At 40.5% G+C, this 13,538-nt stretch carries 12 protein-coding genes and 1 pseudogene; 6 read left to right on the top strand and 7 right to left on the bottom strand.

Annotated elements, in window-relative coordinates; all coding sequences use genetic code 11:
• Positions 1 to 42: 42 nt before the first annotated feature.
• Together CAL7507_RS14905 and CAL7507_RS14900 are read left to right on the top strand one after the other, a co-directional pair.
• Complete coding sequence (locus tag CAL7507_RS14905; protein WP_015129303.1) at positions 43 to 588, top strand: GIY-YIG nuclease family protein; 546 nt, start codon at positions 43 to 45, stop codon at positions 586 to 588.
• Positions 589 to 673: 85 nt separating this feature from the next.
• Positions 674 to 1,738 carry an S-layer homology domain-containing protein gene (locus tag CAL7507_RS14900; protein WP_015129302.1) on the top strand — a complete coding sequence of 355 codons (1,065 nt, stop codon included), beginning with the start codon at positions 674 to 676 and terminating at the stop codon, positions 1,736 to 1,738.
• Positions 1,739 to 1,887: 149 nt separating this feature from the next.
• Here the strand turns inward: CAL7507_RS14900 and CAL7507_RS14895 are convergent, their stop codons facing one another.
• From CAL7507_RS14895 to CAL7507_RS14885, 3 genes are all read right to left on the bottom strand, one after another.
• Positions 1,888 to 2,325, bottom strand: coding sequence for a CAAD domain-containing protein (locus CAL7507_RS14895; RefSeq protein WP_015129301.1), 438 nt, complete (start codon positions 2,323 to 2,325; stop codon positions 1,888 to 1,890).
• Positions 2,326 to 3,252: 927 nt separating this feature from the next.
• On the bottom strand, positions 3,253 to 3,708 hold the full coding sequence (locus CAL7507_RS14890) for a pentapeptide repeat-containing protein (protein ID WP_015129300.1): 456 nt from the start codon (positions 3,706 to 3,708) through the stop codon (positions 3,253 to 3,255).
• 311 nt (positions 3,709 to 4,019) lie between these two features.
• Positions 4,020 to 4,883, bottom strand: a complete 864-nt coding sequence (locus CAL7507_RS14885; RefSeq protein WP_015129299.1) for an alpha/beta fold hydrolase — start codon at positions 4,881 to 4,883, stop codon at positions 4,020 to 4,022.
• A 284-nt stretch (positions 4,884 to 5,167) separates the two neighbouring features.
• On the opposite strand from CAL7507_RS14885, the gene CAL7507_RS14880 reads away from it, so the two are divergent.
• Positions 5,168 to 6,322: a glycoside hydrolase family 10 protein gene (locus CAL7507_RS14880; RefSeq protein ID WP_015129298.1), complete on the top strand. Its 1,155-nt coding sequence runs from the start codon at positions 5,168 to 5,170 to the stop codon at positions 6,320 to 6,322.
• Between the two features lie 12 nt (positions 6,323 to 6,334).
• A complete protein-coding gene (locus CAL7507_RS14875; protein WP_015129297.1) occupies positions 6,335 to 6,754 on the top strand; it encodes a DUF2358 domain-containing protein in 420 nt (139 codons plus the stop codon).
• Between the two features lie 25 nt (positions 6,755 to 6,779).
• Here CAL7507_RS14875 and CAL7507_RS33430 read toward each other — a convergent pair.
• Positions 6,780 to 6,836: pseudogene (locus tag CAL7507_RS33430) on the bottom strand (hypothetical protein); the annotation flags it as partial.
• Between the two features lie 359 nt (positions 6,837 to 7,195).
• Between CAL7507_RS33430 and CAL7507_RS14870 the strand changes: the two are divergent.
• Positions 7,196 to 8,098, top strand: a complete 903-nt coding sequence (locus CAL7507_RS14870) for a M48 family metallopeptidase (RefSeq protein ID WP_015129296.1) — start codon at positions 7,196 to 7,198, stop codon at positions 8,096 to 8,098.
• 16 nt (positions 8,099 to 8,114) lie between these two features.
• Complete coding sequence (locus tag CAL7507_RS14865) at positions 8,115 to 8,348, top strand: type II toxin-antitoxin system HigA family antitoxin (protein WP_236556954.1); 234 nt, start codon at positions 8,115 to 8,117, stop codon at positions 8,346 to 8,348.
• A gap of 164 nt (positions 8,349 to 8,512) precedes the next feature.
• On the opposite strand, the gene uvrA is transcribed toward CAL7507_RS14865, so the two are convergent.
• The 3 genes from uvrA to CAL7507_RS14845 form a co-directional block, all read right to left on the bottom strand.
• Complete coding sequence (gene uvrA, locus CAL7507_RS14860) at positions 8,513 to 11,425, bottom strand: excinuclease ABC subunit UvrA (RefSeq protein WP_015129295.1); 2,913 nt, start codon at positions 11,423 to 11,425, stop codon at positions 8,513 to 8,515.
• 587 nt (positions 11,426 to 12,012) lie between these two features.
• Positions 12,013 to 13,146 carry an AI-2E family transporter gene (locus CAL7507_RS14850; protein ID WP_015129293.1) on the bottom strand — a complete coding sequence of 378 codons (1,134 nt, stop codon included), beginning with the start codon at positions 13,144 to 13,146 and terminating at the stop codon, positions 12,013 to 12,015.
• Positions 13,147 to 13,329: 183 nt separating this feature from the next.
• Positions 13,330 to 13,521 (bottom strand): hypothetical protein, encoded by a 192-nt coding sequence (locus CAL7507_RS14845; protein ID WP_015129292.1) that lies wholly within the window; start codon positions 13,519 to 13,521, stop codon positions 13,330 to 13,332.
• Positions 13,522 to 13,538: the final 17 nt, after the last annotated feature.

Here is a 13,538-nt window from a genome sequence, read left to right as displayed (position 1 = left end):
TAAAAAGCAATTGTCAATCCCATAAAAAAATAAATTTAAGTTATGACTGCTGAAACTAATATTCCTGCTTTAGTAACTTTAGAATATGTTCCTTATATTGACGAAAATGGTCAATTGCCTGAGCAATTCCAAGGAAAAATTGGAGTATATGCAATTTTTAATTCAGAGAAATCGCTGCAATTTGTAGGATATTCTCGTGATGTTTATCTCAGTCTCAAGCAGCATTTAGTACGTCAGCCACAACAGTGCTATTGGGTGAAAGCTCAAACTATTGAACGCCCTAGTCGTGCAGTTTTAGAAAACATTGAAAAGGCCTGGATTGCTGAAAATGGTAGTTTACCATTGGGCAATGGAAATAATAAAGAAAAATGGATACAGCCCATTGATACTAAAGTGGTAATGACACCTGAAGAAAAGGAAAATTATCAAAATCCGGTCAATGATGAATTGACACAAATGAAAATTCTCAAAAATGTAGCGCGACGAGTAGAAGCGGAAATTATAGCGGCGTTAGAATCCCGTGGTTTGCAAGTACAAATTCGCTTTAATCCTAAGTTGAAGGAAGAAGGATTACTAGATTTGAAATAAAAGTATCATTAACTCTGGTGTAAAAGAGTCTTTTGTGGCTTAATTTTGGTTAGATGCAAATTTTACTACTAGCAGGGTAACTACGATGACAAATACACCTCCTCCTGATCCTAAGTCATCTCAAACAACTGCTCTTGGCTTTGATGAGTTTATAGCTATTCTGGTTGCCTTCTCGACAATCGGAGTGATTCTATTTTGGTCATTTACCCGCAGGGATTCTGGCTGGAATTTAAGCTTAACGCCATCACCGTCTCCTGTTTCTTCAGCTAGCGTTGAGCCTAATTCATCGCTGTCCTCTCCTACCCCTAGTGTGGAACTTAATACAGGTTCCAACCTGAATACCTTACCGTCGCCGCCATCTGCGCCTGTTGTTGAACCTAGCACTACTCCAACGGTAATTGAGCAGGCGATTCCTGCGCCGACGCTACCATCAAGCAATACAGGTATAACTGATTCTTCACAAATACTTACACCTCTGCAACCTTCTGCCAATGCGATCAAACAACCGTTTTCGCTGGTGACTCCCTCGGAGAAGAAGTCAACAATTCCGCCGCCAATTGACTTTACTGATGTACCTGCTGACTTTTGGAGTCGGCGCTTTATTAATGTTCTGTCTTCCCGTGGTATTATTAAAGGCTTTCCAGATTATTCCTTTAGACCAAATCAGTCGGTAAATCGTGCTGAGTTTGCTGCCATACTACAACAGGCCTTTGAAAACAAGCTTGAGACAAGTGCGATCGCTTTTAACGATGTGAAAGCAAAATACTGGGCAACTCCGGCAATTAACCAAGCTGTCAGCACTGGATTTTTAAAAGGCTACCCTAACAAAACCTTTCAACCAGAACAAAAAATTCTCCGCGTACAAGCTTTAGTAGCCCTTGTGACTGGGTTAAATCTGAAAACTCCCACCTCCCCCAATCAAATTTTAAACATCTACAAAGATGCTAAAGATATTCCTCAATACGCTACTGATAAGATAGCAGCAGCAACAGTCAACGGTCTTGTCGTCAACCACCCTGACACGAAAATTTTTGCCCCTAATAAAGAGGCTACCCGTGCTGAGGTAGCCGTAATGATTCATCAAGCTTTGGTACGAACGGGGCGTTTGGAGAAAATTCCGTCTCAAAACATTGTGCGATCGCCTCAATAAGCTTGGCTATAAAATTAGTCAACGCCTTTTTAATGAAAAGCTATAGGTAGCTTTCCTACCCAAAAGGGTACTCGGGAGTTCAAAATTCAAAATTCAAAACTAGATTTTGAATTTTGAATTTTGAATTAGAATAAAGCAACTATCAGCTATTAAGATTCTGAAGTTTGTTTACCGACAACTTGTGATTTGAGTGTTGTAATTTCATGAGTCAACTCTTGCCTGGTTGAGGCTTTGAGTAAATAGCGATACACGAACCATGCAGAGTAACCAATACCAATCAACTCAAAGGTTGGTGCTACTAAAGGAATGTCGTTCAAAGCATCCAATATTGCCAGGAGTACTTTAACCGCAACAATTGCTCCTATAATTAAACCAACGGAAATCAAGGGCTGTTTGTATTGATTAAAGAAGCTTCCCAAATATTCGGGCAGTGTTCCTAAAAAGCCAGAAATTTGTTCACCGTATTTTAGCCACTGCTCTTGCGACTGCGCGGGAGGCTGGAGCTTGGTTATGGTTCCTGTTTGGTTGTTGATATCTGGCACTGTGTCTGTTGGAGATTTGGTTTCTGTAAATTCCGATTCTGGCATTTTCGCTCCCATTAAATTGTGACAGTTGAGTTTCTCTAATCCGGACAATTACAACCAAAAGGCTGTTGATTAGGCGATGCCTAAGAGCATCAGCACAACTGAGTTTCGGGTACAAAAGGGTTTTAGTGTTCTATTACCATAATTGCCCCTTAATCACTACTTCATCAACTACAAGGTAGAAAGTCAGTAGGAGGATAGAAGTCAGAAGGTGGCAGGAGATATGAAAATCTGCTTTCTGAGTTCTGTTTTTTAAATCAACTGGAATCCTCAGGTTGCTATTATCCCATGCCGTGTCAGTTGCCCATCAATCGTACTCATTTAAAGTACAAATCATGCAAAAATCAGTCCACCTCTCATTTATACAAGCTTAAACGCTGATTTTATTTGAATATTAAAGCTATCTTAAGCCGTATTCGTCAATTAACCCATCGGTATTGATATTAATACGTAATAAAAGTTTTTATGTATTCCATTAGTCTAGACATAAAAAGTTTTTTATGATATGTGCATACAAAATGCTTGGCGCTGGGAAAAAAAGACCTGTTTGATTTTTCCTCTATAGTAGCCATAAATGCCAACAAGACCGTGGAAGTAGGGGCGGCGCTTTTCTGGGCAAGACGCTACGCATAGCTTATCCGTAGGAGTACCTCGCTAATGTCAGTCTTTCCGGAAAACCCACTGCATTGGCTTACTGCTACGCTTCTACGTTTGTTTAATTCCACCCTACCTTTCTTCTAACGGAGAGGGTACTTGTAGATGCGTCTCCTCATGAAAAAAGGTAGAAGCCCAGAAAATGGCCTGTGCTTCTCCTTTTACTCAGAAATCAATCTCTTTAAAGTAGCTTTAGGGATAGTATTTGCCAAAAGATAGTTTCTTTTATCTTTAATTTATCTACCCCAAGCTGCATTTATGCTTACTTAGCGCAGCCTAATCCCAATCGGGAATTTCTGCATCTTCTCCACCAACTCCTATTCCAGTGTGAAATATTTCAGCATCAGTGATGGTGAGGTTATTCATTGATGCTTGATACACATTAGAATCATAAATCTTAGCGCGAGTCAAATTTGCATTGTTAAGGTTGGCTTGCTTCAAATTCACATTGGTTATGTAAGCTGAAGTTAAGTTAGCACCTGCCAAGTTTGCACCAGTTAGATCAGCACCTTCAAGATTAGCTTCAGAAAGATTAGCTTTTTGGAGATTTGCTCCTCTTAAATCAGCACCAATTAAATGAGCGCTACTGAGGTTCGCTCCTGATAGATTGCACTTGATACATTCCCCAGTTTCGAGTAGCTTTTGTAAGTCTTGCGGATTCTCAGCTTGGACTGAGCCTATGAAAAATAGGGGAGTCGCCAGGGCAAGAGCTGCTAATAATTTAAATTTCATAAATTTCCCCTTTGCAATCAAGTTGCATCCGTTCTGTTCCTCACATTTATATTATCTCACTAAATCGTGGGAAGATGTTGATTAATCACACAAATCTGTGGTGATCTGGAACATAACTGGTGGTAGTGCCAGAACTACTATTGCTTATAGTTTTGAGATATAAATGACTGGTAAGCTCTCAAAAGCTAGCACTGTTAAATTACTGTTAAATCTTATTAAGATGTAGTGTTGATCAGCATAATTTGTCATGAAAAGTTGATATGTTTTCGCTTTTACTAAAATAGTGTTCTAGAAAAATAAATACCAATTTTTTAAAGCCCCAAAAATTCTCGCATATACAGATTAACTAGTTCAGGTTGTTCTTGTTGTACCCAATGGTTACAGTTAGGAATATATTTAAGTTGAAATTCCCTGACATACGTTTGCGTATCGTATGTAAGTTCCTTACCAAGAGCGGTATCTTCTTCACCCCAGATCATGAGTGTTGGCACTTCCAGAATCCTCCAGTTTTTCTCTAATATTCTTTGCTGAAAAATGTTACGGTAATAATTTAGCATTGCAGTGAGAGCTAGAGGTTTGGCGGCAGCTTCCTTAAAAGCGTCGATATCACCTTGCATAAAAGCACTTTTGTCAACTGCCATACCTTTAAAAACCCTTTCGATTGCTTGATAATTTGAAGATTTTATAAACAATTCTGGTATCCAAGGCAGTTGAAAAAAGAAAATGTAGGCACTACGTAGTAGTTGTGGAAGAGTACGTAATCCTTGGGCAAATTTTGCGGGATGGGGTAAGTTGAGTATAATTAACTTCTCTACCTTTTGGGGATGATCATAAGCAAAATTCCAGGCGATCGCCCCTCCCCAATCATGTCCAACTAAAATACATTTTTTATATCCTAAACCCGTAATTACTCCCTGAATATCTTTGACAAATTCAGACATCACATAAGCTGATTGCTCTAGTGGCTTATCACTATCGTTATAACCACGCAAATCAAGAGCAACAACTTGAAAATATTTGGCAAATTCTGGTATTTGATGTCGCCAAGAATACCAAAATTCCGGAAATCCATGTAGCATCAACATCAAAGAACCCTCACCTTGGGTGACATAGTGCAGTTTCACTCCATTGGTAGTGATATATTTGTGTGTCCAAGAATTTTCAATTACAGACATACAATGTATTGTTTAGAATATTTTTTAACTATTGTTAGAACAAAGTATATGTAATATTTTGACTAAAAACATCTATTAAAAGATAGTATCAAGGTGGTAGCTCTGCTGGCGGAGAGTAGTGGAACAGGGTTTTGGTGGGCGATGACTACAGAATACTTAGATTTTGAGAAAAATTAAATCGGAAACCGGATATGGTGGATATTACTTACCCTACGCTGCTACACTACTTAAGATTTTTCACAAATCATTTCAGATTCCCATAGCATGATTTATGTGATAAGCAAATGAGCTTAATAGAAATACGCGGTGTCTGGCTTACCAATACCGATAGTAAAGTCCTTAAATCACAGCAACATATTGCTGAGGCAATGGATTTCCTCGCCGAGACAGGATTTAATGTAGTATTTCCTGTGGTTTGGAATAAGGCGGTAACTTTGTATCCTAGTAAAACGATGGAGGAGATATTTGGCGTAAAAATCGATCCCAGTTTTGAAAGTCGTGATCCTTTAGCAGAAGTAATTGTTGAGGCGCGAAGGGTTGGGTTAAAAGTTATTCCCTGGTTTGAATACGGCTTCGCCAGTTCTTATAATTTGAATGGGGGTCTGCTGTTGCAGACAAAACCAGAATGGGCAGCCCGTGACTGCAATGGTAAGCTGTTAAAGAAGAATGGTTTCGAGTGGTTGAATGCTCTTGATCCCCAAGTACAGGAATTTCTGTTGAACTTGGTATTAGAAGTTGTCAGAAATTATGATGTTGATGGTATACAAGGTGACGATCGCTTCCCAGCATTACCCTGTGAAGGCGGCTATGATGAGGGAACTATCGCACGTTATCGCCAGCAGTTCGGTCAAAATCCCCCACAAAACCCTAAAGATGAGCAATGGCTACAATGGCGTGCTGATATTCTCACTAACTTCTTAGCGCGTCTCTATCGAGAAGTTAAAGCCGTTAATCCTAACTTAATAGTGTCGATGTCTCCTAGCATCTATGATTGGGGATTCAAAGAATATCTGCAAGATTCAGCAACTTGGCTAAATCGGGGAATCGTTGATATGATTCACCCACAAATTTATCGCCGTGACTTCCTCCGTTACAAATGTATTGTAAATAGATTGGTAGCCGAACAGTTTACAGATGCGACACTACCAAAATTAGCCCCAGGAATCTTAATAAAACTGGGTTCTTACTCGATTAACCCTAAATATCTTGTGCAAGCAATTAAATGCAACCGCAAACGAGGAATTAGAGGAGAGGTATTCTTTTTCTACGAGGGTTTGCGAGAGAATAATCATGCTTTAGCGAAAGTATTGCGAAATGACCCCTATGCTAAATCTGCGTCATTTCCTACTTTGTCAGATTTGAATAGTGTGGGTTTAAGTAACAGCAAGTCAGCTTCACTTTGGCAACGGGGAGAGAGGTTTTTTAGAAATCTTTTTTAAAGGGCGAAATGCATGGAATATCAATTTCAGGTAGCAGAGGTAATTAAAACTCTCAAAAATGATTTACCAACGCTTTTTGAGCAAGATATATCATATGATATCTATACAAATGATATTTATTTTCGAGATCCAGTAAATAAATTCAAATATAAATTTAATTATCGCATTATATTTTGGACGTTGCGATTTCACGCTCGATTATTTTTTACTGAAATTTATTTTGATGTGCATGAAGTTGATCAGTCATCTGAAGATACTATTTTAGCAAAGTGGACTGTACGTGGTGTATTGCGTGTTCCGTGGAAAGCGAAATTATTTTTTAACGGCTATTCCACATATAAAATTAATCAAGATGCTTTGATATATGAACATATCGACACTTGGGATAGGAAACCAGGGGAGATTTTAAGACAGTTTGTGCAAAGGGGATGATAATTTTGAGGCACAATAATGGATCGAGCTTAATTATCCATTGTTCTTTTTGCAAAGCTTTTTTAACGGATTCATGAAAAATATCTTTTGCTCATACAAATAGAACCAAATATATTTTTTATAAATTTTAACGCACTAGAAATGATTATTGTAAAATAAAAATTTTAGTTTCTTAAAATTCCATAAGTGATCGCCTAACTTTTAATACCTATTTTGTATGAAGATGCACATAATAATACCCCCCTGTAGTCCCACCTTACCAAGGGGGGACGGCGATAGCCGGGGGGTGAATTATAGGCAGCTTCACAAAGAAACGGTATAAGACAGTTGCTATATTTAATTCTTGTTACGCGAGATGCTCATTTTCAAGAAGTTGAAAACCTGTAAACAGAAGCTTGGTGATATTATTACAATAATTCCACAAGTATACTTAATAAACCGATGGCAAAAAAGATATTAGTCGGTCTAAAAACAGTCAGTTACCAGCATCCTTTTGATCAGAAAGCTTTAGCTTCGCTGAATAAAATGCCGGGTTTGCCTTTATTAATGAAGAAAGTGAACGAGTATGGAATTGATCGGTTGCTCAGGATGCAAATTATCGGCGGTGAGTTCAAGGTGACGCCTCGAAATTTCCCCAAACTGCATGATGCATTTTTAGAAACCTGTCAGATTCTTGAGCTTGACCCACAGCCAGAACTATACTTGTTTCGAGGTACGGGACATATTAGCAGCTATGCGGTGGGTGTGGAAAAGCCCATAGTTGGTGTGAATCTGGAGGCTATGGAGTGGTACTCACCGGATGAATTGCTGTTTGCGTTTGGGCATGAGATAGCTCGGATTAAGGGTGGGTACATTGCCTATCAGCAAATTGCCAATGTGATGCCACTGTTAAAGAATATCATCAGTAGCACTACTCTTGGCTTAGGGGGCTTGGCAACTAGTGGGCTAGAAGTGGCTTTGTATAACTGGATTATTATGTCTAGATTCACATGCGATCGCGCCGCTTTGTTAGCGTGTCAGAATATCGATGTGGCAATCACTGCACTTATGAAGCTAGCTGGGTTACCAAGTGATTACCTGAATGCAGATACAATTGCTGATTTTCAAGCCCAAGCGCGTGAATTCACTAACATCAATCTTGATAGCTTGGATCAGATAACCAAGATCATCAGCTTTATGGAGTATCAATTCCCGTGGGCTGTCATGCGAACTGCTGAGTTGTTAAAGTGGGTTGATGCGGGAGAATATGAGAAGTTAATGCAAGCAGAAAATCCAGCACAGGCAGAATATGGGACAGTAAACACAGAAAATTCAGCAGATTGGAATTTTATGTCTTCTTGGTAGCTAGCAGTGATTACGAATGATTAAAACAGAAGAAGAAAACGATAATTTTTTAGAAGTGGTTGAGGAACTACTCTCTCGTTCCTATCTCACTGCCGAAGAAGATGCTCTTTTGGAATTACTGGTAAAACTAATTGAGGATTTTGAAGATAAGCACTATAAAATTAATGTCTCAACGCCTCTCTCAAGACTATTACATTTGATGGAAGCACAGAGTTTGGGACAAAATGATTTAGTAGAAACTCTTGGTTGAAATGAGATTGTTGCTAAGATTTTTAATGGTGAATTAGCAATTACTCAAGAACAAGCTGAGGCTTTGGGTAGGTTTTTTCATGTTGATGCTAGCTTGTTTATTGCAGAGTAGACAGTAGGCTCACAGCAAACTCAGTGATAGATATCGATGAAATCATTAAAAATCTACTTATTCATTGCTGGATATTGTTGCAACACATGCTGTAAATATTGTCCAGTATAAGATCTGGGATTTTTCGCCACATCTTCTGGTGTCCCCACAGCAATCACTTCTCCCCCTTTATCGCCACCATCTGGGCCTAAATCTATCACCCAATCGGCACAACGAATCACATCTAAATTGTGTTCAATTACTAAAATTGAATTACCTTTATCTACCAATCTTTGCAATACATCTAACAATTTATGGACATCATAAAAGGATAAGCCTGTAGTGGGTTCATCTATTAGATAAAGTGTTTTTCCTGTGGCGCGACGAGATAATTCTGTGGCTAATTTGACTCGCTGTGCTTCGCCACCAGATAAGGTGGTTGCAGGTTGACCCAATTGTACATAACCCAATCCTACATCCACTAAAGTTTGCAAACGAGTGACAGCTTTGGGAATGTTTTGAAAAAACTCTAAACTCTCCTCAGCAGTCATACTAAGAACATCAGAAATGGTTTTATCTTTGTATTTCACCTGCAAAGTTTCGCGGTTATATCTTGCACCTTTACAAATTTCACATTGCACGTAAACATCGGGTAAAAAGTTCATTTCAATGACATTTACACCCTGTCCGCTACAAGCTTCGCAACGTCCACCTTTCACGTTGAAAGAAAATTGTCCGGGTTTATAACCTCTGGCTTTGGCTTCGACTGTTTGGGAAAATACATCCCGAATCACATCAAAAACGCCTGTGTAAGTTGCAGGGTTAGAACGTGGTGTGCGGCCAATGGGAGATTGATCAATGACAATTGCTTTATCAACAGCATTTAATCCCTTGATTGCATCCATCTCTTTGGGTAAGGGAACTCTCTTGAGTAAATGATGTTGTAATGCTGGGTAGAGTAATTCATTAATGAGGGTAGATTTACCAGAACCAGAAACCCCAGTAACCGCGACGAGTTTACCGAGTGGGATTTCTACGTTAATATTTCTGAGATTATTGCGATGGGCGTTGGTAATTACTAAACTGCGCCCATTTCCTTCTCGGCGTTCTGTTGGTGTAGTAATTACCCGCCTTCCTGATAAATAAGCACCAGTCAAGGAGTCTTCTGCTGTTAGCAAAGCTTGCAAATCACCTTGGGCGACAATATTTCCGCCGTGAATTCCTGCACCAGGCCCAATATCAACAATATAGTTAGCTGCACGAATTGTTTCTTCATCATGTTCTACGACGATTAAGGTATTACCTAAATCACGCAGTTTAGTTAAAGTTGTGAGTAGTCTGCCATTATCTCGTTGATGTAAACCAATACTTGGCTCATCTAAAACATAGAGAACGCCAGTTAACCCAGAACCAATTTGTGTGGCGAGACGAATGCGTTGTGCTTCGCCACCAGAAAGCGTCATAGCGGGACGGTCAAGGGTAAGATAATCTAAACCTACATCCAATAAAAATTGCAATCTCGCTTTAATTTCTCGCAGTACCAAATCAGCAATTTGTACTTGGCGATCGCTTAACTTTAATTGATCAATTTTTTCCCGACAATCCCGAATTGATACCCCAGTTAAATCTAAAATTCCGTACTGTCCCAACTTGACTGCTAATGCTTCTGGTTTTAATCGTTTTCCGCCGCATACTTCACAGGGCTGATCAATTAAATACTCTTCCAGTTTTTGTTTAATTAACTCTGATCCACCCTCATATTGCCGTTGTAGAATGGGAATTACGCCTCTAAAAATCTGCTTTTTCTTGTCTTCTGAATTACGTTCCTCTGGCTCCCCAAATAAAATAGTCTGTTGCTGTTCTGCTGACAGTTTGCTCCAATTTGTTTGTAACTCAAAACCGTAAGTTTGACCCAAACTATACAGCAATTCCAAATAGTAAGAATTATCTTTTTCTGACCAAGGAGCAATGGCCGCATACACTGGTGCTTCTGGATCTGGCACAACCAAATCTGGCGAAAAGCGTTTTAAAGTCCCTATTCCGTGACAATTGGGACAAGCTCCATAGGGGGAATTAAAAGAGAACAATCGCGGTGATAATTCTTCCATTACCGCGCCATGTTCTGGACAAGCAAAGTTTTCTGAAAAAACTAATTCTTCTTGGTTGTCATTTGTTATTTGTTCTTTGTCACTCGTTATTTGCTGTTGGTTATCGCCAATGACAATGTTCGCAATACCACCAGATAATTTAAGACACGTAGATAGAGAATCAACCAAACGCTCTTGAATGCCTGCCTTTTTCACTAGGCGGTCGATTACTACTTCAATTGTGTGTGTTAAATTTTTATCCAACTCAATAGAATCAGATAATTCTCGCACCTCGCCATCAACGCGGACGCGAACGAAACCTTGGGAGGCGAGACTGGATAAGAGTTTGCGGTGAGTGCCTTTTTTACCCCGAACAACAGGAGCGAGGATTTGGAAGCGGGTACGATCGCTTAAATCCATAATGCGATCGCACATCTCATCAATTGTCTGGGGTGCAATACAGCGATCGCATATCGGACAATGGGGTTCACCAGCTCGCCCATACAATAGCCGCAGATAATCATAAATCTCTGTCACTGTACCCACGGTGGAACGGGGGTTATGGGAAGTAGACTTTTGATCGATGGAAATCGCCGGACTTAAGCCTTCAATCGCCTCCACATCCGGCTTATCTAATTGTCCTAAGAATTGCCTAGCATAGGCACTGAGGGATTCCACATAGCGACGCTGTCCCTCAGCGAAAATGGTATCAAACGCCAGGGAAGACTTGCCAGAACCAGAAACGCCAGTGAATACAATCAGGCGATCGCGTGGTAATTCTAAGTCAATATTTTTCAGATTATGCTGCCTAGCACCCCGAATCCGAATGGTATTCTGGTGATTGTGGCTGGGGTGAGGAAGATGCCCATTTAAGGATGCTGCTAGCTGTTGGTCTGACATATTGGCCGGCCGAGAAATTGTTGCGCCGTGAAACAGTCCTTAATAATACTATCTTTAACGCGTTTAGAATAGAACAATCGTACTGTCTTTAGTGGCGATCGTTCCCGTCCATCCCGCAAAAATCGCCTATGCTCTACTAAATTTGAATTTGGGATTGCTTACTATGCTAGCCAATACAACCACTTACGGGAGCATCCCACTTTTTTACGTGTCATTGCGAGGAACGAAGCAATCGCAAAATCCTCCAGTTCAGAACGACGTTCACGAAGTGTTCCCGTTCCCTCGAAGAGGGTTCCCGTAGGGTAGGGTAGCAATCGCATAGACTTGTTATGAGTGGAAAATCTGGCGATTGCTTGTCTGCGACACGCCCCGCGTAGCTTGCTTCCCCGTAGGGGTACGCTTCACTTCGTTATGCTCGCAATGACGGAGCATTTAAAAAAGTGGGATGCTCCCGCTAGGAGTAGAAGCAGAAACTTGAAACACTATCAGCATGGAGGTTTGACCCATGTCCAACGCGATTATTACAAGATGAAATGGTGTGCTGATTATGAAGATAGGTGTAGTGAAAATATTTTGATTTTTTTTGCTTAAACATCATCCATCGGCTGCGCTTGCTCACTAGCAGGAGTTTCGTCTATCCAATAATCTTCCGAATCTATTGAGTCGGAAATTACCACCAACTCAGCTCCTTTTTGATGGCTATTTCCCCATTGATCTAAAACATCTTTAATCAAAACTTCTTGTAACCAAATCTTAGCAACAACAGTTAGAGGTAGTGCCAATAATAATCCTAAAAAGCCAAAGAAAGTGACAAAAAATAACTGAGCAATTAAAGTCACAGCTGGCAGGAGTGAAACTTGATGTGCCATGACGATAGGGGTGATGAAATTAGTCTCGACTTGTTGAATTAAAATGTAGAGAATCAAAACAGCAAGACATTTCCAGCCATCATCCAATAAGGCGATCGCCAGCGCTGGAACTACGCTCATTGTTGGGCCAAGGTTGGGGATCAAGTTCATAAACCCTGCCAAAACAGCTAGTGCTAACGCTGCTTTCACACGCAAAATTGATAAGCCAATCACACTCATCAATCCCACTACAAAGACAGCAAAGCCTGCGCCTGTGATCCATCCTTCTAATGAAACTTCGCATTTATCCAAAATTCCATCCACGCGCCGCCGATAAAATGAGGGAAACAGCCGTACAAATACCTTGCGGTAAGCGTCGGGATCGGCTAACAACATTCCTGTTAAAACCAGCACTAGTAAGATTTTGAGGACGGCTTCCAATGAGCCAGAGACAAGAGCAAAAGAGTTCCCGACTACTCGGTTAATGAAGGGCTGTGCTTGTTGAATCAGGCTGTTAAGATCGGGTATATACGGATTCATCTCCACAGGAACCCGAGTTTTCAGTTCATCAAACCAACCATTAAAGCGCTCAAACCCTTGAGGCACTCTTAAGGTTAATTCTTGGAACTGCTGTGCGAAAGGTGGCACAATTAGCAGGAAAAAACCGGCAATACCAGCAAAAAAGATACCAACTGCCAGAAGTACGGCATATCCACGCTTCATTCCTAAGCGTTGGAAGTAGCTCGCTAGCCGATTTAAGGTTGTGGCTAGGACAACTGCGGCAAACATTAACAACAGCACTTCTCGAATTTGCCACGAGATGTACAAAGAAAGAACTATGGCGATTAAACCGATCCATTGACCTAGGTTCACAGGCTGACTCCCAGCGGTTGGCTAGCTGCATTATCCCTTTTAATGCAGCTAGGTTAGCCGATTTTAGCAACTTTCGCCTAGTAGTCTGTGAAACTTTTGAAGGAGATGAGGGGGTAGGGGAGAGGAGACAGGAGACAGGAGAGGGAGTAGGGAGAAATAATTCATGACAAATGACAAATGCCCTTAATTTTGTTTTTGCGCTTGGAATCGCCACGTGAGGGCGATCGCTAAAATCACACTTGGTAATAAAACAATAATCAGTGCGTTGATATCTGTCCCGGGAATCGCCAGACTAGGTGCTGCATACTTAATTAACAGTGACAGCAAAGTAGAGAGCAGAAATACTTTCAGAACCAATCCCAACTGATTTTCCATAAAGTTCGGCTATACAC

Origin of the sequence: Calothrix sp. PCC 7507, from assembly GCF_000316575.1 — a bacterium.
Lineage (GTDB): Bacteria > Cyanobacteriota > Cyanobacteriia > Cyanobacteriales > Nostocaceae > Fortiea.
Note: the sequence above shows the minus strand (reverse complement) of the source record. Positions and strands in the feature narration are given on the sequence as shown.